The organism is Pseudomonas sp. GW821-FHT03C07, from assembly GCF_059420925.1.
Genome location: NZ_JBWKUQ010000001.1, coordinates 418650 through 439483 on the forward strand (window position 1 = coordinate 418650; position 20834 = coordinate 439483).

Genomic DNA, 20834 nt, shown 5'->3' on the forward strand with positions numbered 1-20834 from the left:
ATGATCGTATTTTTTGAGCGAATGTAAATTTTAAGATACCAATAGCAATGATTATCATTGGTTTTCGTATTTTTACTCGTTATTCTCCGCGTGCTTTCACTCAAGGCCGTGCACAAGGAGTCTGACTTGAAGAATGAATACAGCAAGAAACCGCAAGCCCTGCTAAGTCGCTGGAGCGAAGCACTGGGCAACCCTCTTTTCCAGACCCACCACATCACCCTCGACGCGCTGGTCAACACCCTCGCGCCTGCCGCCGAACGCAGTTTCCAGCGCTTGATCCAGGCGCTGTTTCGCGAAGGCCTGCTGGAGGCCAGCGCTCTCGAATACGATGAGCCACCTCGATGCTGGCTGACCCTTCCTGACCGAACCCGCCTGTGCTTCGAGCATTTGCTCCCCGGGCGCATGAGCAGTTGGGACCTGCGTGGCGACATCACGGCTTACGGCGACGATCATCCCCCGCACAAGATCCAGTTTCCCTCGGAACTGCTGACCCTGCTCAACAATGGCCTCGAGTCTTCCGCCGACGCCGAGGTGCTGAACCGCCTCAACGAAGAGCTTGACGACAGTTTCGCCAACGACACGCTCTGCCTGGCCTTCCACGAACGCTGGACACGCCAACTGCATGAGTCCATGGACCCGGTACATGGCGACAATCTGCTGGGCTGGCTCAAGGATGAGCCGAGCATTGCCAACCCGACCTCGCTGCTGGAACAGTGGGGCACGCTGGGCCACCCATGGCACCCCAACTACAAAACCAAACTGGGCTTGAGCACGGAACAGGTCATCGCTTTCTCGCCGGAGTTCGAGGCTCGTTTCCCGGTGATCCTCTGCGCCTTGCACCGCCAGTTTGCCCATGTCGAATCACTGGCGGGCAGCGTGGATTACTGGCAGTGGTGGCAAGGCCACTTCCCCCAGGCTGCACAACAGTTGAGCACTGAACTGGCGCGTCAGGGTCTTGAAGCCAGCGACTATCTGCCGCTGCCGGCCCATCCCTGGCAGGCGCGCCAGGAGCTGCCGCAGACCTTCGCCAATGAGATCGGTGACCGCTTGCTGATCCTGACCGACATCGTCGCGTTCACGGCGCATCCGACCATGTCGTTCCGCACCGTATTGCCTGAAGGCCGTGGTGACGCACCGATGGTCAAGCTGCCGGTGTCCCTGCGCCTGACCAGCGTGCAGCGTACCGTTTCGCCACGCTCGGCGCGCATGGGCCCGCGCATCAGCCAATTGATGCAAACCATCCTGCAGCGCGAACCCGCGATTCAGAACATTCTCGGCATCGTTACCGAACGCCTCGGTGTGCATTTCAAGCCGCAACCGGCAAACGACGAACGCTCCCGCCACTTGGCCGTGCTGTACCGGGACAACCCGCTGAGCCAGTTGCAGCCAGGTGAAATGGCCATTCCGGTCGGCAGTCTGTTTGCTATCGACCAGCACCAGCAACCGCTGTTGCGGCAGTGGGTGCGCCTGGCAAAGGGCGCGGACGACAGCGCCGCCATGCGCTCGTTCTTCCACGACTACGCTTCGATTGCGGTCCCTGCCCTGCTGGGCATGTACCTGCGTTACGGCGTGGCGTTCGAGGCCCATCAACAGAACAGCTTCATGATCATGGCCGCGGACGGACAACTGAACCGCCTGTTGCTGCGAGACTTCGGTGATATCCGGATCGACCGCAAGACCTTGCACGCACAGGGCCTGGACATCGAGCTGCATGATCCGAAGATGACCCTGTATGACGACGCCGGCTTCGTGCGCGACAAGCTGCTGCATACGGTCTTCATGTGTCATCTGGGCGAACTGGTGCTGCTCAGCGCCCGCCACTTCGACATCCCCCAGGCCCTGCTCTGGGGTGAACTGGCAACGCAGGTCAGTCAGTGCTTCGACAATTTGCGCGATCAGGTCGAACCGCAGCGCTGGGCGACCGAGCGCCAGGCCTTGCTGGAACAGGACTGGCCCGCCAAGTCGTTCATGCGGATGCGCCTGCTCGACAGTCACGCCGATATCGTCGGGCGCCTGCGCAACCCGCTGAGCGTCAATGCCGATGGCCGCTAACGGCACCGCGTTGCGGTTGCTGGTCGGGATCCAGTGGGTGTCCATGGGGGCCATGGAAATGAGCGGCCCGTTCTGGCCCTTGCAGATCCAGAAACTGCTCGGCACCGACAATGCCCAGTACACCGGCCTGCTGTCCGCGCTGGTGTACGCCGGGCCGATGATGGCGGCGATGATCCTGACGCCCTTGTGGGGGCGACTGGGCGACCGGACCGGCCACAAACCGATGATCATTCGGGCGCTGCTGGCGTTGGCGCTATGCCAGGCGCTGGCCGCTATCACCTTCGATCCCTGGTTACTGGTGGGCATCCGAGTAGTGCAAGGGGCGCTGGCCGGGTTCATCGCCGCGGCCCAGGCCTATGCACTGGCCTGCTGCGGCGACAGCGGCCGCGGGCAGATTCTCGCCCGACTGCAATCGGCCACGGCGGTTGGTTCGTTGGCCGGGCCGGTGCTGGGTGGCTGGCTGATGGATGTCTCGGGGTTCGCCGTGCTGTGCTACAGCGCCACCGCGATTTGCCTGCTGTGTGCCGTGATCAGCCTGTTTTTGCCCAGCGACACACAACGCATCGCGCACAAGCAAAAACCGGCGCACGCCGCCCTGCCCAAGGGTTGGCTGGGAGCCATGCTCGGGGTCATCGTGCTGATCCAGGCCGCCAGGATGATGCCGCAGCCTTTCTATGCCTTGTACGTGGCGGACGTTCTGCACGCGCCTGGTTGGTTGATCGGCGCCAGCTATGCCGCCAGTGCGGCCACCCTCGCCTTGTCCGCGCCGCTGTGGGGTCGGCTGTTCGACCGCCATCAGCCCGCGCACACCTTGCGCGTCATCGAATGGGTCGCCTGGTCCTGTGCCTTGACCCTGGCCTTTACCGCCGTGGCCAGCGAATGGATGGGCTTTCTTGCCAGTCGGCTGCTTTGGGGCGTGTGGCAAGGCGCACTGCTACCCGTCGCTTACACCCTGATCGCCAACACCATTACCCCCAGCCAGCAAGGTTTTGCACTGGGCCTGGGTAACAGCGCGGCCAAGGCCGGCGCGTTGTGCGGGGCCTTGATGGGGGGCATCGGCATGGGAATCGTCGGCCTGGCGCAGAGCTTCTGGCTGGTGGCAGTCACGTACGCCATTGCCGCCCTGGGTATCCGCGCCATCCGGGCATTTTCACAAACGCCGGAAACAACCGTTTTATCGACCAACACGCCTCGCGGCTAAATAAAGAAAGAGCAATGAAAAAAACACAACTGTCCATCCTGCTGCCCTTTATCGGCTCGTTGAGTACACCGGCCTGGGCCGATCAGAGCGAACCTGCCCAAGCGGCGCCCGGCACCCTGCAACTGCAGGAAATGGTGGTGTCCGCCACCCGCAGCGAAACCAGCATTGCCTCGATTCCAGGCTCCGTGCAGGTGATCAACGAAGAGCAGATCCGCCAGCAGACCGGTGCCGGACGACGGGTCGCGGATATCCTCGGCCAACTGGTGCCGGGCATCTCCCCTTCCACCGGCGGCATGAGCAACTTTGGCCAGACCCTGCGCGGGCGCAACACGCTGATCCTGATCGACGGGGTTTCCCAGAACGCGACGCGAGACAACTTTCGCCAGCTCAACAGCATCGCCCCGGAAAGCATCGAACGCATCGAAGTGGTCTCCGGCGCCAGCAGCGTCTATGGGGCGGGCGCGTCGGGCGGCATCATCAACATCATCACCAAGCGCAACAAGGGCGAGGAACTGGCATTCAGCAGCAAGATCGGCATGACCACCGGCAACAACCTCAATCGCAAGGGCTTTGCCTACGATGCGTTCCAGAGCGCAACGGGGCGCAAGGACGCGCTGGACTGGTACGTCTCGGCCAACACCGTGCAACGCAACGACCAGTTCGACGGCAACGGCAAGCGCATTCCCCAGGACACGTCCCAGGGCAGCAACATGGACACTCGCACCTACGACCTGCAAGGTCGTTTCGGCTACGCGCTGGATACCGACAAGAAGATCAGCCTGTCGCTGCAGGACTACAAGGACCAACAGGACACCGACTACACCAAGGACCCGCGCAACACCAACAACGCCGTCGCGGTAAAAGGTCTGAAGCTGGATGACCAGCCATTCACCCACAACCAGGCCGTCAACCTCAACTACACCGACAAGGATTTCCACGGTCAGGGGTTGCAGGTCGAAAGTTACTGGCGGCGTGCCGATGCGCTGTTTTTCCCGGACTTGTCACGGGGCCGTGCGGGGATCTCCGACAACAATAGCGTGCAGGACGTCTACGGTCTGCGGGCGGCGATCGAAAGCAAAATGCCGGACATCGGCCCGGCCACCGGCACACTGGTCTGGGGCGCCGACTATGACCACGAGACCTCGCGCCAACGCGGCGATCAGTACAAGGTCAATGGGCTGACCTACACCAAGACCGGCACCACCTTTGAAATGGGGCCCGACGTCGCGACCGCCACCAAAGCCATTTTTGGTCAGCTGTCCTACGACGTCGGCGACTGGACCCTGCGTGGCGGCGTGCGTCGCGAATGGATCGACAGCGAGATTTCCGACAGCATTGCCTATGGCGAAATTGTCCAGACCGGCAATCGCGCGACGCTGCCCGGCGGCACCCTGAACTACAACGACACGCTGTACAACCTCGGGGCGGTGTACCACCTGAACGAAAACCAGGATGTGTTCGTCAACTTCAGCCAGGGCTTTTCCCTTCCGGATATCCAGCGCTTCCTGCGTGACGTCAGCAGCACTTACGACATCCACAAACTCAACGCCCAGGCCATCAAGGTCAACAGCTATGAGCTGGGTTGGCGTGGTAACTGGGACCAGTGGCAGGCCAGCGTCACGGCCTACGAAAACACCTCGGATGTCACCCAGTTCTTTGATGCCAACGACCGCGTACTGCGCTTGATCAACCAGAAGGAGCGCGTGCGCGGTGTGGAAACCAGCCTGAGCTACAACGTGACAGACCAATGGTCGGTGGGTGGTACTTACGCTTACGCCAAGGGTGAGACCGACCAGAACGGCAAATGGATCGACTTGCCCGCCACACGTATTTCCCCGGCCAAGACCACGGCCTTCGTCGGTTATGACCGTGGCGACTACAACCTGCGCCTGCAAGCCATGCGCCTGTCGGACTACGACGCGGCCTTCAAGGACAACAACGGCCGCGATATCAAGGGCTACACGCTATTCGACCTGCTGGGTTCGGTGGCGTTGCCGGTGGGTCGCCTGGAAGGCGGTGTCTACAACCTGGCCAACCGCAACTACCAGAACATGTTCGCCCAGGCCAACGCCCGCGCGCCCTATCCGAATGCTGAAGGTCGGACCTTGAGCCTGAGCTACGCGGTCGATTGGTAACCCCCCACCCACGAAGGTGTCAGTCCAGAACCATTGGCTGGCGCCGGTTCAGCCATCCAGTAGGGCCCTGCCTGGCTGATCGCCTCACCTGATCGCGCGTAAAAGACCCGGCCGGAACGACCGGGACTTTACGCGTTGGAAGAAGATGGTGGGGCAGGTCAAAAACACTGTTCAGATCGAAAGTATAAATCGACCTTCGTCCCTGGTTTGATCCATCCAGGAGTTCGGCTCAACCAGGAATCCACACCGCTCAAGTACTCTTCTTGAGCCAATATTGTCCTTGTACACATGGGCCAACAATTGCGTGAGGCGCCAGCGCATCCGTGCTTCCTGGATAAGATGCTTGAGTGCCAGCGTGGCCAGTCCCTGCCCGCAGAAGCGTTGATCGATCCGATAGCCAACTTCCGCGGAACCCTTCGGCGAGTTGATGCTTTTCAGATTGGCTCGCCCCACTATCGCGCCACTGGAATCCTCGATAACCAAGGGGTGCCAGACCCCGATAGCAAAATCGGACAAATAGCGCTCGATATGATCGGTTACCCCCGGCAACGAGTAGAAGGAAGGGTCGCGCGCGTCAATCTGGGATTCGAACCACTCACGGTTACGGATTTCGAAAGCCAGCAACGCTTCAATATCGGTATTTTCCAGCTTGCGAACACTGACGATTGTCATGAGGGTCGCCTCTCCTTGCGTAAATAAATCTGCCGTGTTCTCAGTCTTGCGGTGAACTTCAGCCCTGGGCCTTGGCGGCCGCCAGATAAGGCGCCAAACGCCGACCCATTTCCTCACCGAGTGCCTGCAACCCACTTATGGGACGGACCATGACTTCGAACTCGACAATCTTGCCGGCCTCGTCGAAACGTATCATATCGATGCCCTTGAGTTGTCGACCCGCCACCTCGGCGCTGAACTCCAACACCACACTGAGGCCGTCAGCCGTGACCAGTTCACGATGATAGGTGAAGTGCTCGAAGACCTTGATGACCGTACCGAGGATGGTCGAGACCACCAACACCCCGGGGTAGGGTTGATGGGCCATGGGAGAACGGAACACCACATCCGCCGCCAACAGTTCGGGCAAAGCGGCCAGGTCGCCGTGCGCGACCATCTCATGCCAGTGTTGCAGCGAAGCAGCGGCTTGCGGGTGAAGCTTGAGTTCGGACATCTGACGTTCCTCGGTATCGTTATTGTTTTGGATAGCGTTCAACGTTCAAGCCCCAGGGTATTGAGGGTTTGCCGGGACCTCTGCCTTCATTGAACGGTGCGGTGCAGCCCTATACCCTAGCCGCTGAGAGCTTATGCCAAGGATATACGTTTAGCGTTCGGCTACGACCGAGGTGGTTGGGGTGGGTTCTGGATCCGCTGGTTAATCGGGTGTTCGAGCGCGAGACTCGGCAGCGGTTTGCGGCGATGGCGGCGTACCTGCGAGGTATCGCCAAGGAGCGCGGGAATGGATCAGCTCTCAGGGGAAACGATTGAGTCTGGACTGGCTTCAGCCGCCAGCTTCAATCGGTCAGCTTTACTAATGTATTTAGACTTGCTTGCCGGTGCCAGTTTGGCACTGGCCTTTTTTGCGTGCGCCTGTAACAGCTGCTTTATTTTCTTACGACGGTTCATATTTTCTACTCGGTTTGTAAATTCTTGAACGATGACAATGGTTTGCGCATAAAGCCCAGGTAGTAAGAGAGGGTATGGTAAGCGTGAATCGGGGGCAGTGGCTAGGTTGTTGAGCTGCCGGGACCAGCAGCGCCCGCTTCTGGACTGCCGCTTTCCGAAGCCGTCTCTATCCTGGCACTGATTCCTTATCGAGCATGTTCTGGAAAAGAAGCACGAGGCTGGATTGCTGTTCGCCCAAAGGTGCAAAAAATTTTCGATCTACAGCCTCCACAATCACGATCGCCTTATGGGCCATCTCACGACCGGCTTCGGAGACTGAAATAATCTTGGCCCGTGTGTCGGTAGGATGGGCATCCCTCACAAATAGCCCATTGGCAAGAAGCATTCTGACGACTTGGGAGGTTGTCATCGGGTCGCTGCCCGTCAGCTGGGACAGGCGCATCTGGGTCAGTGGCTCTTGCGAACCGAACCAGGTTGCGACTGCCAGCATGACAAACTGAGTGTGCGTCAGACCCAGCGGTTGCAAAGCAGCGCGCTGCTCACGCTGCCAGGTATTGGAGATGCGCCAGAGCAAAAATCCCGGACTATCCGACGGTCCGCCATGGCGGGTGGGCAGCGGCTTCGACTTCATGGGTGACACCTCGGTACTGCGAGATCAATGTCCATTGCGCAGGCAATGGTGCAAAACGCCAAGCCACGCATGGCTTACCAATCCTTCCAATCGGTAACGGCTTCGAACAGCGCTCAGACAGTAGCGGCTGATATGCTGGTTTCCTGGCTGTATGAGGCACTGTTATGGTGGTCGTGCGCAGGGCACTTCGGTGCCCCGGGTTTCCTGATCACCGGTCTGCTAACCTGCGTACGGCTGCCACCCTCTCGTTTAGCAGCGATGTTGGCGGCTCCCTCAACAGATCGGGAGTAACCACTCTATGTTCAAGATCACCCCCAATCCACCGGCAACATCCAACATTGAAACCATCGATCCTCGTCTCGCCGACCGGGTCTTGTCTCATTACAACCTTGGTCCGGATGCAGGTTCGAAACCAGTCCAAAACACTGTGTTGCATGGTGATCTACCTGATCCTAGAAATCAGGAAGACACCTTGGTCAGCGTCTACTCGATTCTGCAATCCGCTGCGGCCACAGCCTATGAACACGCCGACAACCAAACCGGTTCGAACCGCAAGGTGGCAATGGGTGTGGTGCACCTGATTGAGCTGGCACAACTCAGGATGGACTCGGTGTTGGATGGGCAGACAGTCGGCGTCAGCGGCTGACAGCGTTCTGCGGATAAACGGGAAGCCTGGCTTCCCGTTTTGTTGATCGCGATTCACATCTTCGGTTGCTCGGAAACGTTGAATATCAGTGCTAATCCTGTAAGCAATGCACGCATTGTCGCTCGCTAGCTTCTCAGCTGCCCGCGCAGACCGCTTCCCAGGAACAACTGATTTCGTCCCAATGACTGCAATCGGCCAGGAGCGGTCAGTTGCCCATACCGTTGCGTGGACGTTCAGACGTCGGATCCGCCCAGTTAACGGACTCCGACGCAATAATGAAGAGCCTCAGGCCTAAAGATGCACGAGTGGTTGTAATGTTGAATGTCTGCGGTCCGGTGCAGTGTATCCAGACTCGGCGCCCATTCTGAAATCGGCGCTTTATTTGATGCGCGCTATGATGTAGTTTTTCTCGATTATGCCGATAACATTCTGGGATTCAGGTTTCGTTTATCTCTAGCTGACCGTTCCCGCAAGTTGATCCTGTGCAGAAGGAAATTAACGTGGGCGTAGTGCAAGCAGGAATCGTTTTTCGCTCAGGCGAAGAGAGCTTCACCCCGGAACTGGCCGTTGCGAGCCTTTTTGGGAAGTCTGTAAACAGATTATCAGCCCCCATTGACCGCTCCTTTGACAGCCGTCATGACCACCATGTTCTCGTACAGCAGTTTGGCGACGTCTGGATCATCAGCAATCACGCGCTGGTTTGGCCCATTCTCGAAAACCCTGAACATGACCTTTGCGGCTTGCACGAAATACTCGATAAGCCGGCGTTGATGATTGCCTTCTGTCAGTACGACTCCGGCGACAGTTATGGTTATGCACTCATCGAAGACGGTGTTCTGACTCGATCACGACTTCAGGACAGCGGATCTGACGTGCGGCTGTTCGGCGTAACAAAGCCATTCGAGCAAAAGTGGGAAACGGCTGAATTCTATTTGGATGAAGACGATTGCCCGGAAGAAGAGTGGCAGAAGGTCTATTACCTTGATGATCGCAAGGTGACTGTGCCGGAGTACTACTTGACCAGTCGTTTGGTGTACGAAGCGCTCACTGAAAATTTCGGCGTTTGCCCATGGGAGTCAGACCTAAAGCCGAATATCTGGTATTTGCAGCTGAATGAAGAATCAGTCCAGTGTACTAGTGCACCAGAAATGAAAGTAAAAAAACCGTGGTGGAAAGTTTGGTAGCTCTCCAACAGACAGCCACACCATGAACCCGCTCTGTTTAAGACTATAAGATGGCACACCAACCGTTAAACTCAGTCCGTTGCAATCATCGGAGCATTTCGTGCGCAGGCACACTTGCTTGGCAGCGGGCTCAGCTCTCGCTACAGGCGTCGCCCAGCGCTAGGACTAGCGTGTGCTTCGCTGATGAGGCATTCGGTAGTTTGAGACCGATGCTTCATCTACGTTTAGTCAATTTCTACCGGGCGATAAAACGACAGCCCCAAACCGGTTGACTCAAGTAGTATCGAGTGCTAATGCTTGACGCTTACCGTCTTCATCCCGACGCTTTTTTGATTGACTCGTATCGGCCCTCATTTTTTTGCCCCGAGCGTCGCAATGTAATGAGCGACAGCTTCGGCATCGGCATCAGACAGTGAATGAGTGACCTGCTTCATCAGGGCACCACGCGGGCGCTGGTCAGTCTGTTGAAAAACCTTGATCTGGCGAATCATGTAGTAGGCATGTTGACCCGCCAGACGCGGAAACTGACCATTGCCCTGGCCGTCGGCACCGTGGCAGGAACTACACTGAGCGATGCCCAACTCAGGCAAGCCCTTGCGAAAGATCAATTCACCGCGCGCATCAGGCTTATCGTCGTCAGCCTTCATGGGGCTCTGACTGGAAAAGTAGTCGGCCAGTTCGCTGATCTGGGTCTCTGTCAAATGGGTAAACCCCCACATGTATTGAGTCCCGGTTACATCGCTGCGTGCATGGCCCTTGAAGTCCGCCAGCTGTAACTTCAGGTACTCTTTTTGCTGGCCGGCCAACTTGGGAAACATCGGCGAGATGGACTCCCCCGTCAGCCCGTGGCACATGGAACAAACCTTGTCGACCATGGCGATACCGGGCATGGGCGAGTTTTTTTCCGATGCCTGCTCGTTCGTACCAGTGCAGCCCGTGAGCGCAACCACGCAGAGGGCAAGAAAAAAACGCGATCGTTTGAAAGTACCCTTCATGCCCACTGCGTCCATGGTCTACACCCCTGCGTTCAACTGATCAAAACGCGTACCACATATAAAGATACGTGGTGTCGTTTTCACTGGCATCACGGCCATTGCCGTCATAGTTGTTCGTTGCGCCCAAATAGCGGGTGAAATAGTTGTATTGGAGCCCGACCCTCAGGTTCTGCATCGGTAACCAGAACACCTCTGGCGTCCACATTCGTGTATCGGGTGAAAAGTTGGCGCTGTCCGGGTACGCCGTGGCATCCGAGCTGCCATTGACATTGGTATACGCCAGACTTGCACCATATTTGGAACGGTACACATAACTGCCCTTCAATTTGAATGATCGCAGGGTTGCAGGTCCGTCAAAGAGGGTCTGGGTGCCATCCCTGATTTCTTCCTTGATATAGCGTATCTGTGCCGTGAAAGCATGAGGTTCCAGGAGGTACTGATACTGGCCATCGAAGCCGACGTCCCGGTACTCGGTGCTGCCCTGGCCGTGGATCGGATTGTTGGAACCATCCATGGGCAGAATTTTGGCGTTCATCGCAAAGGCTCCCACCATCACGTTTTGGGCCCCCCACTCGTAGGTATAGGCCAGCCTGGCATAAGGGCTTGAGCCATCCATGTACGTCAGCGGATGGTAGGTGTCACCCTTCTTGTTGCCCAGACTCAGAAACTGCCACGTGTCTTTGGCTGTCTGGTAGGAGGTCAACTCCAGATACAACGACTTGTTCAAATAAACATACGCACCGATACCCGCGACCTGTTGAGCCAATCCCCCCTCAATCAGGGTAGCGGTCGGGACCCCGCCGAAGGCGCCCAAGGTTGAACTGACATAGGGATAGCCCCAGGCAGGCGTGCTGTTCCAGACATCCTGAACCGTGGGGTTGTTATTCAATGTGACCCCCCAGATGACATCACTCGAGGTATCCACCCGGCGGTCCGCATAACGCAGGTCAAAGTTGTCCGAGCCCAGGTGACTGACCCAATTACCCGAAGCATCCTGGTGGTCATACGAGCTGTAGGTGAATTGGGCAAAGCCGCCGATAACGTCAGTGATTTTTCCAGCGAGGAACACACTGCCAAAATCGAGTACGAATTGCTTGTCTTTGGGTGAAATCGAGCTGCCCGCACCGTCGCTGTTGTTGCGCGTTGAGGTGAAGTCGCCGACGATCATCGCTGCCAGAGGGTTGGTTCGTACGCCATTGGTGTAACCCGTCAGTTTGAACAGCCGCCCATAAGGTGTCAGCTCGGGAAATTGCCCACCCGCATGACAGGCAACGCAGCTTTGCCCTGTCTGACGTGCAAAGGAAGGCAGGGCCTGGGCCGACTGACAGAGCACCAGGAGCACTAGCGCCCCCAACAGGGCTCCCGGTAGCCTGAACGACCTGAAAAAAAACGACCGCGCCACCGCTTTCTTCCCGCCTGCTTCGCCGTCCTTCGGATACATTTCAATTCCCTCTGGAATGAGGCTGCCAAGTGACATGACCGTCCGTGGAGCCTAGCCAGACGCTGGCCATTTACACGTTCAGTCGAGCGTTTCGTCGTTCAAGCGCTGCAACGCGCATCACGTCCATTGCGTCTGGTCATATTCAGCGGCCTGCGGGCGTGTAATGCAGACACTGTCTCCTGGGGCATTACATCCTTTGTTGACGAAACTCAAAGAATCCTCTTGTAGTGGTCAACTAATCCCGGCAGCACCAATTCAACGATGGGCTGGCACCCGCTCAGGCTGAGAAAAACTTAACGGTGTGTCCGGGATTAGTTGACCACTACATACATTCGAAAGTTGAGGGTGCTGAACATCGGTCTAAACTCTGGGCCTCAGTTGTGCTCCGCAGGGAGGCTAGCGTGCCATGCAATCCACCATCAAACTGCTCGATCAGCCCACCCAATATATGTTCTTCACTGGCAAGGGCGGGGTTGGCAAAACGTCGGTCTCCACCGCGGTATCCATCGCCTTGGCTGATGCAGACAAGAAAGTGCTGCTGGTTAGCACAGACGCCGCCTCGAACCTTGATGAGATGCTTGGTGTCGAGCTGAGCAATCAGCCTGTAGCTGTGCCGGATGTGCCTGGAATGTTCGTGCTCAACATCGATCCCGGGACCGCAGCCATCGACTACCGAGCCCGGGTAGTCGAGCAAATGGGCTCCCAGGCCAGCGATCAAGATATTGCTCTGGTGCGCGAGCAACTCTCGGGGGCATGCACGACCGAAATCGCAACCTTCGATGAGTTCTCCCACCTCCTGTCAGAGGGCGGTGCGGCCTATGATCATGTCGTGTTCGATACCGCGCCCACGGGGCACACGCTCAGACTGTTGAGCCTGCCAAAAGCGTGGAGCGGATTTCTGGAAGGCAATGATCGTGGTGCGTCATGCCTGGGGCCGCACTCGGGGTTAAAAATGCAGGAGCAGCTTTTCAATCAGGCGTTGACGGCGCTCAACAATCCAGCCCTGACCACCGTCGTGCTAGTGGCTCGACCGGACAAGGGCGCGCTCGCTGAGGCCGCGCGATCATCTGACGAGCTTCGCGAATTGGGTCTGGAAAACCAACGTCTAGTGGTGAACGCTGTATTCAAACGCAGCGACTTGAATGACCCGATCGCAGCAGCCATCGAAGCCATCGGCCAGCAGGCGCTCGACGAGATGCCAGCTTCGCTGCGCCAGCTTGCAGTCGACTACATTCCGCTCAAGGCTGTGGATTCCGTTGGCTTGCCGGCACTACGCGGACTGCTTGCCCCGGAGTTTACTCGGCCAATAAGCACTTTAACCCACGAGCCCTCACGCCTCGAACATCACAAACTCTCGGAACTGGTTGCCGAGCTTGCGAATGACGAACGCGGGTTGATCATGGTCATGGGCAAAGGGGGGGTTGGCAAAACAACCATTGCCGCCGCTATCGCGCTTGGCTTGGCGCAGCACGGCAAGTCCGTGCATCTGAGTACGACGGATCCTGCGGCGCATCTGACGATGACCCTCAACGCCGATGTTCAAGGGATCAGCGTCGGCCGCATCGACCCTAAGGTCGAAACCCAAAAATACGTCGACAAGATCGTAGCTTCCCGCGCTTCGACCCTGACGGAAGATGAAATAGCCTTGCTTATTGAGGATCTGCGCTCGCCCTGCACCGAAGAGGTCGCCGTCTTCCACGCTTTCTCCCGCGTGGTTTCTCAGGCCAGAACCTCGTTCGTGGTGCTGGACACCGCTCCCACGGGTCATTCGCTGCTATTGATGGATGCCACAGGCGCCTATCACCGTCAGATGGTTAGGGAATTCAAAAGCCATGCCTCCGACCACATCGTCACGCCATTAATGCGCCTGCAAGATGCGGACTACACCAAAATCCTCCTCGTGACGCTGCCCGAAGCCACGCCAGTATCTCAGGCGGCAGCGCTGCAAGATGACTTGCGCAGGGCCAGCATCGAACCGTTTGCATGGGTGGTCAATAAGTCGCTATTGGCCACAGACACCACCGACCCGCTGCTGCGAGCGCGCCTGGATAGCGAGCAAAAACAGATGACACGAGTAGCCGACCAAACCAGCCATGTTGTCATTGTGGTGCCCTGGACGGCGAAGCCGCCTGTTGGCGTCGCTGCGCTAAAGCACCTGCTGGATTGATACGCCAGCGTTGGCTCCACGCCCTGTCTGTACTGGAGAAAGACCGTGCTAAAAACTGTCATCGTCTCAATCGCTCTCTCGGCGCTTGCTACAAGCCTTCAGGCTCAGCCCCTGGATCCTTCGAACGCCGACGCGCAACGACAAGCAGAGGTGTCGGGTCACGGTAAGGATGTAATGCCGTTCAGCCTCGCAGCGACAACCCATATCTTCACCAAGACTGCTGGAGGCGGAATTCAACAGGTCGTCGCCAAAAAACCTGAAGATGCGACCCAAGTGCAGTTGATTCGCCAGCACCTTCAAGACATTCAGCAGCGATTTCTCAAGGGAGATTTTTCAGGTCCAGCGCATGTCCATGGCCAAGACATGCCTGGCCTGGCGGACCTGAAAGCCGCCAAGCCTGGGCAGATTGCGATTAACTACAATGACATCGAAGGTGGCGCCGAATTGGTCTTCAAGGCCTCAGATCCCGCCTTGATCGCGGCGCTTCACAAGTGGTTTGACGCCCAGCTTTCCGACCATGGCAAGGACGCGATGGAAGGAGACGCACATCATGGCGATATGATGAACAAGTGAACGATTAAGTGTTCAGCAACGCCTCCTCGCAGCTCGACATCAATCCAATCCTTCTTCCTGGAGCGCCTTTTGAACCGCTGGGCGCTGACGCACCGGACAGTACAAAGCTATTTCGACGGGTCAATTTCTATTTGCTGGACTTGCCCTTACCAGACCGGGCACCAACTCCCCGTTAAATTGATACCGCTGCCAAGCGCCTAAATTCTCTCGGCGACCTATATTCCAGCGCGCTGTGCGGATACGGCTCGTTGTAATGCTCGAAGGCAATCGTCAGATTGCGCAGTTCTGTTTCTCGATCTGGCTTCTGCATGTGTGCCACGTAATCTTGTTTGATCGTCTTCACGAAACTCTCCGCCATACCGTTGCTTTGCGGAGTGCGTACCGGCGTGGTCACCGGCTGCAAGCCGATCTGGCCGACAAACTTATCAAGGACGCCATCGCCCTCTACGACATCTGGGGCGAGCCCGCCCGTATTTGAGCACATTCGGTCTGTCGTTCAGTTTCCTGCTGTCACTCGTGCCCGGCACCAATGAAACCCTGACCCGATTGCCGATCTCGCATCCGCTGGCCGATCATCCGATGGCGCCTGAAGTGCTGACCACGCTAGCGGTTTGGTTAGGCCTCTTCATCATGGGATTTGCCGCGCAATGCTGGCGGATCTATTCGCATAACAAGGCTTTGGTACGTACATAAAACGGGATCACCAGCCGGCTATGCCTGCGTTCGCCAGCGATCGGCGGCAAGGAAAATTCGTGACGCGGTGCGGCAGCCGCGCACGAAAATCCGCAAATCGCGCCGTGCGCTACCTACGTTTATCTACGCGCCACAAGCTTTGTTGATCACGATACCGGTGTTGACACATATTGCGGCGGCCTGCTGCTTTTCATCCCAATTCAGTAGGGTGCAAAATGGCGGGAGATTCATGCAAAACCAGGCCGAGGGCCGTTCTCCGTGAATTTTCCTGCGGACTGTTATACAAAAGCAGCCGGAGTTATACAGCTGAATGGTTGTCGAAATAGATAGTCAGGCGTCAATCGAAAGGAAGGCATGAAAATGACACGCATCCGAGTTGAGGGTTTTACTATCTCGCTAGACGGATACGGAGCGGGTCCGAATCAGGACATAAATCATCCGCTCGGTGTGGGCGGGACAGATTTGCACCAGTGGTTAATCCCGACACGCACGTTCCAACGAATCCTATTTGGTGCCGACGGCGGCACAACGGGGATCGATGACGATTTCGCTGCGCGGGGCTTCGAGAATGTGGGTGCCTGGATTCTCGGAAGAAACATGTTCGGACCGATTCGCGGTTCCTGGCCCGACATGAACTGGAAAGGCTGGTGGGGGGACAACCCACCCTATCACGTACCAACTTTCATCCTGACTCATCACCCCCGCCCGCCCCTCCAGATGGAAGGCGGAACCACGTTCTACTTCGTCACGGGTGGTATTCACGAAGCGCTTGATCGGGCCCGCGATGCAGCCAACGGAATGGATGTGCGAATTGGCGGCGGACCCGACACCATCCAGCAATATCTGCGTATGGGCCTCATCGATGAGCTGCACATCGCTATTTCGCCGGTCCTGCTGGGCGAGGGAGAGCGACTGTTCGAGGGGATTGACGTGCGCGCTCTAGGATACGAATGCGTTCAGTTCGTTGCGTCGGAGAAAGCCACCCATGTTGTACTCCGGCGCCAAGGGCACAATGACGGCTGACAACCGATCGAATAGCCGTTTGCTGGGCGGAGCCGACGTCTGAACGTCCGGTTGACAATACCGGCGAATGCCCCTTCATGGCCGAAAGCGAGCACGAAACAATATAAATCTATCCCGTTTTCACTACATTTTACTGAATCCAACAAGCGTTGCTTTCAAATAATTAAGTTGGGCACTGGTGAAACCAAGATTATGATCTAACCCTCGATTACGGATTTCGGTGATCTGACTGTCTTTATCAATATTGCCAATTTGTGCAAAGCCCTCGCGATGCAGAGCAATGACTTGCGGATTACCTTGAACACCCGCCTCTTGGTGAGCTTTTAACACAAAGTCCACCGGCTGTCTTATATCAGCTGAAAACACCAGCTTTATGATGATGCCGCCGTCATCCGTGGAGTTTTCATTGCCAAACTCCCGCACTTTACCCAGAGAGGATGAGATCCAGTAGCGATAGTTAACTGTATTATGGTAGTCAAATACTGGCTTAAATGGGTTAGGAGCGCCATTAATAGCATTCCATTCAGCCTGGGATATTTTCCGATAATACGTATTAGGCACGCAGACGCCGGAGACCTTAAGCATTTTATCAAAATTAGATGAATTAAATAGCTTATTCCCCACCCAGAAATCTTGCAGCTCATCTCTTGTTTCTTTTAACATCCGTTTCTGGTTTTCAGCATTACGCCACTGCACGTATAGATTTTTCGGCATATGGGGATTGTGAGCAATATGGCCTTGATTATGCACCTCCGTCATAGACGGATTCCATTTCTTTGTCTTGTTACCTTCGCGCATCAGGTTCCCCTTTCAAAGTGCCGGCCATAATGAACTTTCATTTATAAAAAACTTATGAAGCTCTCATAAAATTAACCCCGCTTGACAAATTCTAGCTTCAAACGCACGGACTCGCTATGCGGTTTTTTTCTGGCTTCGCTAGCACCAGAGAGCCAGGCAGTGAGTTTCGCTGACCCAAACAGCCTTCGACTACATCGTTGGTAAATGGCGCTTTGTTGACCGCGATAGCGCGTCAGAGAACAGGTTCCGATACACCAGGGGACTCGCCCGTCCTGCCGCTTTCGAGGATGCGCTTGACACCCCAAAGCCGTCATCTACGCTCCCCAATGACCGCACCCAGGGACCGGGTGGCCCGGACGCCCTTTTAGGGCGCGGTCATCACTGCCAACCTCAAGGAGCAACAAAATGTCTGGAGCGACCCAAACCATTGACGTGCTTGTCACCGTTGATGCCGATTACCTGATCAACAACCCTGGCAATGTAGGCGGCGCAATCGCCATGCTGGTCAGCCGCGATAAAGTCGACAGCCATGCCAGCGGCAACACCGCCGACGGCGGCGACGAGCTGTGGATCGACGTCCATCCCGGCGACAACATCCGCTGGCGTGCCACCACCCTGTCGCGCAACTTCGACCGCGTCGCCCTGATCGTCAACGTCCAACAAGGCAACCCCCACCAGGGCGGTGACTATCCGGGCTCCATGTCGACCCCTATCCACTACAATATCCCGGGTATCCCGGTGCCCTATCTGGACAAAAACGCCCCCCACGGCATCGCCAAGACCGATGTGACCTACACCTTCTGGCAGGCCACTGCCGAAAACGGCGGGAAACTCTGGTACACCGTCACATTAGTCCTGCTGGACCGTAACCTGAACCAGATCGGCCCAAACTACACTTGGGACCCCTACATCACCGTCAATTGATCGCTAGCTGAACCGTTGGGATGTTGCGTACAGTCCCGGCTGGTATGCCATTCGCCTTCGACGATGGCGCCGACCGGGACTGGCCGCTGGAGCTGCTTTATAATGCCTGGCGCCTCCATCAAGCCCCACCCAACGATCAGGAACTGCAATGTCCACCCTCAGTTTTCGGAATGCCGCGCCGTCAGACGCTTCGCGCTGCTATCAAATCGAGTCTTGCGCATATGAAGGCGACGAGGCCGCAACCCTGGAAAAGATTTCAACGCGCATCGCCCAATACCCCCGGGGGTTTCTGATTCTGGAGGATGCCGGTGAGGTCATCGGCTTCATCAACAGTGGCTGTGCTCATCAGGTGGTGATGTCCGATGAGGCCTTCAAGGAACTGCTGGGGCACTCCGCCGAGGCACCGAATGTCGTGATCATGTCGGTGGTGGTCGATCCCGCACGGCAGGGTCAAGGCCATTCCACGCTGATGATGCGCGAGTTCATCCAACGCATGAAGGCGCTGGACAAGAAGACCATCCACTTGATGTGCAAGGAACAGCACGTGGCGCTGTATCAGCGCATGGGCTATCGCTACGTTCAGCCCTCGCCTTCCGACCACGGCGGCATGGTTTGGCATGAGATGGTCATGGAGCTCTAAGCTGCACAGAGCCCCATACGGGGCCTCGTTACGAGGAGGTTGAGCAACGGGCACCCTCCCCGTTGCCGGGACCTTTCAGCAAGCCCTCAATGAAGCAACCCAAGGATATAAGCCTTAACCGCTGCCTCGGTCTTGTTGGCCGCATTCAACTTACGCATCGTATTGACCAGATGAAACTTTACGGTGCGCGCATCAATCGACAGGACACAACCAATCTCGCTGTAGGTTTTCCCGATAGCCGTCCACTTCAGCACTTCCTGCTCACGCGAGGTCAGTTCTTGAGTGGCTTCGGGCACCCACTTGGGGGTGATCAAGTGGGCCATCGCGGAATGCACATTCATCGCCACCCACATCATTTTTTCTTCATTCGACAGCATTTCCTTTTCGCTCAACCGATCGGCAGAGCGCATCAAGGACAGCAAGCCGACCGAACCAAAACCGCCATGTACCGGCATGCACCAACCGTTACATAACCCCGCCTGTTGCGCCTCCTCCCAAAACTCAGGCTGGCCAATGGGGTTGGTCGCGGACCAGATCAGCGGCGTGCTACTTCGCAAACCGTGCCGCACCGTTGGATCGATTGCAAAGTAATTATTGCCGACGTACTTCTCTTCCCAAGCTTTCGGAAAGTTCGACAAGAGATAAAAACCAGGATCGGTTATGGGAATAGGTATGCGCATCCCATAGGAGCAATGTTCAAACCCCAAATCAGAGGCTATCTGTTTCAATCCTTCAAACAGTATAAGTTCCGATTTTGATTCCGTACACAAGCTAAAAATCCTTTCGCGAAACTCGTCCAAAATTCTCATCCTGTTACATATTGGTACGAAAGTGCCATTCCAGACTCGTGACACAGTGCGTAGGATTCTCCATTGTCCCCCTTCCACTGCACCAAAAAACTTGATGGTTCATCACTTAGCTCCCATCCTTGTGAGTAGTGCGATCATTTCGCAACCTATAGATATCAATCGAGAACGACTATGCTGACTCCAGACGGATACATTCGCATGACATTCAGCGATTTCTGCACCCTGTCGCTGAAGCAGGATATTGCCTGGCCTGACCCCTCATTGCTGGAAGAACTTCGAGGCCTGGGTGTCAGCGCCGAATCGGCCGGGTACTGCGAGTGGGCCGGGGATCGCACGATACCACGGGTCAGTCTAGGCTGGGGGTGGCTGCGGCACGCCAATACCGCCGCTCCCGTATTAGCCCCCGGCGGCATCAGCTCCAACGTCATGTTGCGCACCCCCAACGGCTATGATCTGGGCGCCAAATTGACTGAAGAACTGCTCGCTTCCTGGCTCCACAGCCAACCCTGGCAAGGTGGCGTCCCTCAGCCCTGCTGAACGCACCCTGCCCAAAAGGGCAGCTTATCCTGATCAACCTCTTGTGACTAACTAAGGGTTCACTTTCAACCGTCCGAGAGTCGCATGCTACAGACCATAACCGGTACAGCCACGGAGCTAGGCTCTCGCGTAGAGATGGCACTGGCATCATATCGCCATAAAATCTTCCTCGAAAAACTAGGTTGGCCGCTCCCCTCGAAAAATGGAGAGGAAGTGGACCAGTTTGATCGAACCGACACTGTTTACGTTGTTGCAAAGAATCAACAGGGTGATATTTGCGGGTGCGCCCGCCTACTGCCGACGACGCGCCCTTACCTGCTCAGCGAAGTGTTCCCCGAACTAATGGGAGACATTCCCCTGCCACACGCCGCGGATACCTGGGAGCTCTCTCGTTTTTCCGCAACAGCGCTTAACGAACCCAACAGCAATACACTCCAATCCTGGAGAAACACTTGCACCCTGGTGGCGGAAACTGTCTCAGCAGCCATCCAACTCGGGGCCACACGTTTAATCGCCTTCTCCGCAGTGGGCAACGAACGCCTCTTGCGACGCATGGGTGTCAGCGTTCACCGGGTGTCGACACCGCAATTGATCGATGGCAAACCAGTACTGGCATTCTGGATTGAAATTGATGAGCAAACGAAAAGCGCGCTCAATATAACCTGCCACCCCACCACGCCCCCGATTAAAACAAACTCATAGCGTTCACTGAAAGTACGTATTTCGTTTGTCGCACGCCACAGACTCGTTCCTGGTCATATCGCAACG

General features: G+C 56.6%; 21 protein-coding genes and 1 pseudogene. 13 read left to right on the plus strand and 9 right to left on the minus strand.

Going from position 1 to position 20834, the window contains the following annotated elements; translation table 11 throughout:
* Positions 1-126: 126 nt before the first annotated feature.
* From AC07VG_RS01780 to AC07VG_RS01790, 3 genes are read left to right on the plus strand one after another with little or no spacing between them, the layout of a single operon-like run.
* The gene (locus tag AC07VG_RS01780; protein WP_495000474.1) at positions 127-2052 is read left to right on the plus strand and encodes an IucA/IucC family protein; all 1926 of its coding nucleotides are present in this window, start codon (positions 127-129) and stop codon (positions 2050-2052) included.
* Positions 2042-3253, plus strand: a complete 1212-nt coding sequence (locus AC07VG_RS01785) for an MFS transporter (protein ID WP_495020462.1) — start codon at positions 2042-2044, stop codon at positions 3251-3253. Before AC07VG_RS01780 ends, AC07VG_RS01785 begins: the two co-directional genes overlap by 11 nt.
* Before the next feature lie 14 nt (positions 3254-3267).
* Positions 3268-5388 (plus strand): TonB-dependent receptor, encoded by a 2121-nt coding sequence (locus AC07VG_RS01790; RefSeq protein ID WP_495020347.1) that lies wholly within the window; start codon positions 3268-3270, stop codon positions 5386-5388.
* Positions 5389-5559: 171 nt separating this feature from the next.
* Here AC07VG_RS01790 and AC07VG_RS01795 read toward each other — a convergent pair whose 3' ends face one another.
* The 4 genes from AC07VG_RS01795 to AC07VG_RS01810 all read right to left on the minus strand — a co-directional run bounded on the left by AC07VG_RS01795 (position 5560) and on the right by AC07VG_RS01810 (position 7636).
* Entirely contained in the window at positions 5560-6060 is a 501-nt protein-coding gene (locus AC07VG_RS01795; protein ID WP_495020348.1) for a GNAT family N-acetyltransferase, read from the minus strand.
* A 58-nt stretch (positions 6061-6118) separates the two neighbouring features.
* On the minus strand, positions 6119-6553 hold the full coding sequence (locus tag AC07VG_RS01800; RefSeq protein WP_495000471.1) for a nuclear transport factor 2 family protein: 435 nt from the start codon (positions 6551-6553) through the stop codon (positions 6119-6121).
* A gap of 290 nt (positions 6554-6843) precedes the next feature.
* Complete coding sequence (locus AC07VG_RS01805; protein ID WP_495000470.1) at positions 6844-7005, minus strand: DUF2986 domain-containing protein; 162 nt, start codon at positions 7003-7005, stop codon at positions 6844-6846.
* A gap of 166 nt (positions 7006-7171) precedes the next feature.
* Positions 7172-7636, minus strand: coding sequence for a MarR family winged helix-turn-helix transcriptional regulator (locus AC07VG_RS01810; RefSeq protein WP_495020349.1), 465 nt, complete (start codon positions 7634-7636; stop codon positions 7172-7174).
* 298 nt (positions 7637-7934) lie between these two features.
* Here AC07VG_RS01810 and AC07VG_RS01815 point away from each other — a divergent pair, with 298 nt between their 5' ends.
* Positions 7935-8282 carry a DUF6124 family protein gene (locus AC07VG_RS01815; RefSeq protein ID WP_495020350.1) on the plus strand — a complete coding sequence of 116 codons (348 nt, stop codon included), beginning with the start codon at positions 7935-7937 and terminating at the stop codon, positions 8280-8282.
* Between the two features lie 500 nt (positions 8283-8782).
* Positions 8783-9466 (plus strand): hypothetical protein, encoded by a 684-nt coding sequence (locus tag AC07VG_RS01820; RefSeq protein ID WP_495020351.1) that lies wholly within the window; start codon positions 8783-8785, stop codon positions 9464-9466.
* A gap of 350 nt (positions 9467-9816) precedes the next feature.
* Here the strand turns inward: AC07VG_RS01820 and AC07VG_RS01825 are convergent, their stop codons facing one another.
* Both AC07VG_RS01825 and AC07VG_RS01830 read right to left on the minus strand, forming a co-directional pair.
* Positions 9817-10476 (minus strand): c-type cytochrome, encoded by a 660-nt coding sequence (locus AC07VG_RS01825; RefSeq protein WP_495000466.1) that lies wholly within the window; start codon positions 10474-10476, stop codon positions 9817-9819.
* 25 nt (positions 10477-10501) lie between these two features.
* Positions 10502-11938 carry a cytochrome C gene (locus AC07VG_RS01830; RefSeq protein WP_495000465.1) on the minus strand — a complete coding sequence of 479 codons (1437 nt, stop codon included), beginning with the start codon at positions 11936-11938 and terminating at the stop codon, positions 10502-10504.
* Positions 11939-12308: 370 nt separating this feature from the next.
* Between AC07VG_RS01830 and arsA the strand changes: the two genes are divergently transcribed.
* Positions 12309-14069 (plus strand): arsenical pump-driving ATPase, encoded by a 1761-nt coding sequence (gene arsA, locus AC07VG_RS01835; RefSeq protein ID WP_495000464.1) that lies wholly within the window; start codon positions 12309-12311, stop codon positions 14067-14069.
* 45 nt (positions 14070-14114) lie between these two features.
* Positions 14115-14642, plus strand: coding sequence for an aspartate carbamoyltransferase (locus AC07VG_RS01840; protein ID WP_495000463.1), 528 nt, complete (start codon positions 14115-14117; stop codon positions 14640-14642).
* A gap of 172 nt (positions 14643-14814) precedes the next feature.
* Here AC07VG_RS01840 and AC07VG_RS01845 read toward each other — a convergent pair.
* A pseudogene (locus AC07VG_RS01845) lies at positions 14815-15063 on the minus strand (integrase core domain-containing protein); the annotation flags it as partial.
* 53 nt (positions 15064-15116) lie between these two features.
* Between AC07VG_RS01845 and AC07VG_RS01850 the strand changes: the two are divergent.
* A complete protein-coding gene (locus AC07VG_RS01850; protein WP_495020352.1) occupies positions 15117-15335 on the plus strand; it encodes a hypothetical protein in 219 nt (72 codons plus the stop codon).
* A 354-nt stretch (positions 15336-15689) separates the two neighbouring features.
* On the plus strand, positions 15690-16358 hold the full coding sequence (locus AC07VG_RS01855) for a dihydrofolate reductase family protein (protein WP_495020353.1): 669 nt from the start codon (positions 15690-15692) through the stop codon (positions 16356-16358).
* 123 nt (positions 16359-16481) lie between these two features.
* Here AC07VG_RS01855 and AC07VG_RS01860 read toward each other — a convergent pair whose 3' ends face one another.
* The gene (locus AC07VG_RS01860) at positions 16482-17156 is read right to left on the minus strand and encodes a hypothetical protein (RefSeq protein ID WP_495020354.1); all 675 of its coding nucleotides are present in this window, start codon (positions 17154-17156) and stop codon (positions 16482-16484) included.
* A 405-nt stretch (positions 17157-17561) separates the two neighbouring features.
* Here AC07VG_RS01860 and AC07VG_RS01865 point away from each other — a divergent pair, with 405 nt between their 5' ends.
* Positions 17562-18080: an AidA/PixA family protein gene (locus tag AC07VG_RS01865; RefSeq protein ID WP_495000460.1), complete on the plus strand. Its 519-nt coding sequence runs from the start codon at positions 17562-17564 to the stop codon at positions 18078-18080.
* 148 nt (positions 18081-18228) lie between these two features.
* The gene (locus AC07VG_RS01870; protein WP_495000459.1) at positions 18229-18720 is read left to right on the plus strand and encodes a GNAT family N-acetyltransferase; all 492 of its coding nucleotides are present in this window, start codon (positions 18229-18231) and stop codon (positions 18718-18720) included.
* Between the two features lie 86 nt (positions 18721-18806).
* Here the strand turns inward: AC07VG_RS01870 and AC07VG_RS01875 are convergent, their stop codons facing one another.
* Complete coding sequence (locus tag AC07VG_RS01875; RefSeq protein ID WP_495000458.1) at positions 18807-19520, minus strand: LuxR family transcriptional regulator; 714 nt, start codon at positions 19518-19520, stop codon at positions 18807-18809.
* 180 nt (positions 19521-19700) lie between these two features.
* Between AC07VG_RS01875 and AC07VG_RS01880 the strand changes: the two genes are divergently transcribed.
* Together AC07VG_RS01880 and AC07VG_RS01885 are read left to right on the plus strand one after the other, a co-directional pair.
* On the plus strand, positions 19701-20066 hold the full coding sequence (locus AC07VG_RS01880; RefSeq protein WP_495020355.1) for a DUF4902 domain-containing protein: 366 nt from the start codon (positions 19701-19703) through the stop codon (positions 20064-20066).
* 135 nt (positions 20067-20201) lie between these two features.
* Positions 20202-20768 (plus strand): acyl-homoserine-lactone synthase, encoded by a 567-nt coding sequence (locus AC07VG_RS01885; protein WP_495020356.1) that lies wholly within the window; start codon positions 20202-20204, stop codon positions 20766-20768.
* Positions 20769-20834: the final 66 nt, after the last annotated feature.

What these genes read in the sequence shown, in the direction of transcription:
- AC07VG_RS01805 (WP_495000470.1), bottom strand. Translation starts at nt 7,005, where the DNA reads ATGAACCGTCGTAAGAAAATAAAGCAGCTGTTACAGGCGCACGCAAAA.
- AC07VG_RS01800 (WP_495000471.1), bottom strand. Translation starts at nt 6,553, where the DNA reads ATGTCCGAACTCAAGCTTCACCCGCAAGCCGCTGCTTCGCTGCAACAC.
- AC07VG_RS01880 (WP_495020355.1), top strand. Translation starts at nt 19,701, where the DNA reads ATGCTGACTCCAGACGGATACATTCGCATGACATTCAGCGATTTCTGC.
- AC07VG_RS01860 (WP_495020354.1), bottom strand. Translation starts at nt 17,156, where the DNA reads ATGCGCGAAGGTAACAAGACAAAGAAATGGAATCCGTCTATGACGGAG.
- AC07VG_RS01830 (WP_495000465.1), bottom strand. Translation starts at nt 11,938, where the DNA reads ATGTCACTTGGCAGCCTCATTCCAGAGGGAATTGAAATGTATCCGAAG.
- AC07VG_RS01815 (WP_495020350.1), top strand. Translation starts at nt 7,935, where the DNA reads ATGTTCAAGATCACCCCCAATCCACCGGCAACATCCAACATTGAAACC.
- arsA (WP_495000464.1), top strand. Translation starts at nt 12,309, where the DNA reads ATGCAATCCACCATCAAACTGCTCGATCAGCCCACCCAATATATGTTC.
- AC07VG_RS01795 (WP_495020348.1), bottom strand. Translation starts at nt 6,060, where the DNA reads ATGACAATCGTCAGTGTTCGCAAGCTGGAAAATACCGATATTGAAGCG.
- AC07VG_RS01855 (WP_495020353.1), top strand. Translation starts at nt 15,690, where the DNA reads ATGAAAATGACACGCATCCGAGTTGAGGGTTTTACTATCTCGCTAGAC.
- AC07VG_RS01885 (WP_495020356.1), top strand. Translation starts at nt 20,202, where the DNA reads ATGGCACTGGCATCATATCGCCATAAAATCTTCCTCGAAAAACTAGGT.
- AC07VG_RS01785 (WP_495020462.1), top strand. Translation starts at nt 2,042, where the DNA reads ATGGCCGCTAACGGCACCGCGTTGCGGTTGCTGGTCGGGATCCAGTGG.
- AC07VG_RS01865 (WP_495000460.1), top strand. Translation starts at nt 17,562, where the DNA reads ATGTCTGGAGCGACCCAAACCATTGACGTGCTTGTCACCGTTGATGCC.
- AC07VG_RS01790 (WP_495020347.1), top strand. Translation starts at nt 3,268, where the DNA reads ATGAAAAAAACACAACTGTCCATCCTGCTGCCCTTTATCGGCTCGTTG.
- AC07VG_RS01810 (WP_495020349.1), bottom strand. Translation starts at nt 7,636, where the DNA reads ATGAAGTCGAAGCCGCTGCCCACCCGCCATGGCGGACCGTCGGATAGT.
- AC07VG_RS01870 (WP_495000459.1), top strand. Translation starts at nt 18,229, where the DNA reads ATGTCCACCCTCAGTTTTCGGAATGCCGCGCCGTCAGACGCTTCGCGC.
- AC07VG_RS01825 (WP_495000466.1), bottom strand. Translation starts at nt 10,476, where the DNA reads ATGGACGCAGTGGGCATGAAGGGTACTTTCAAACGATCGCGTTTTTTT.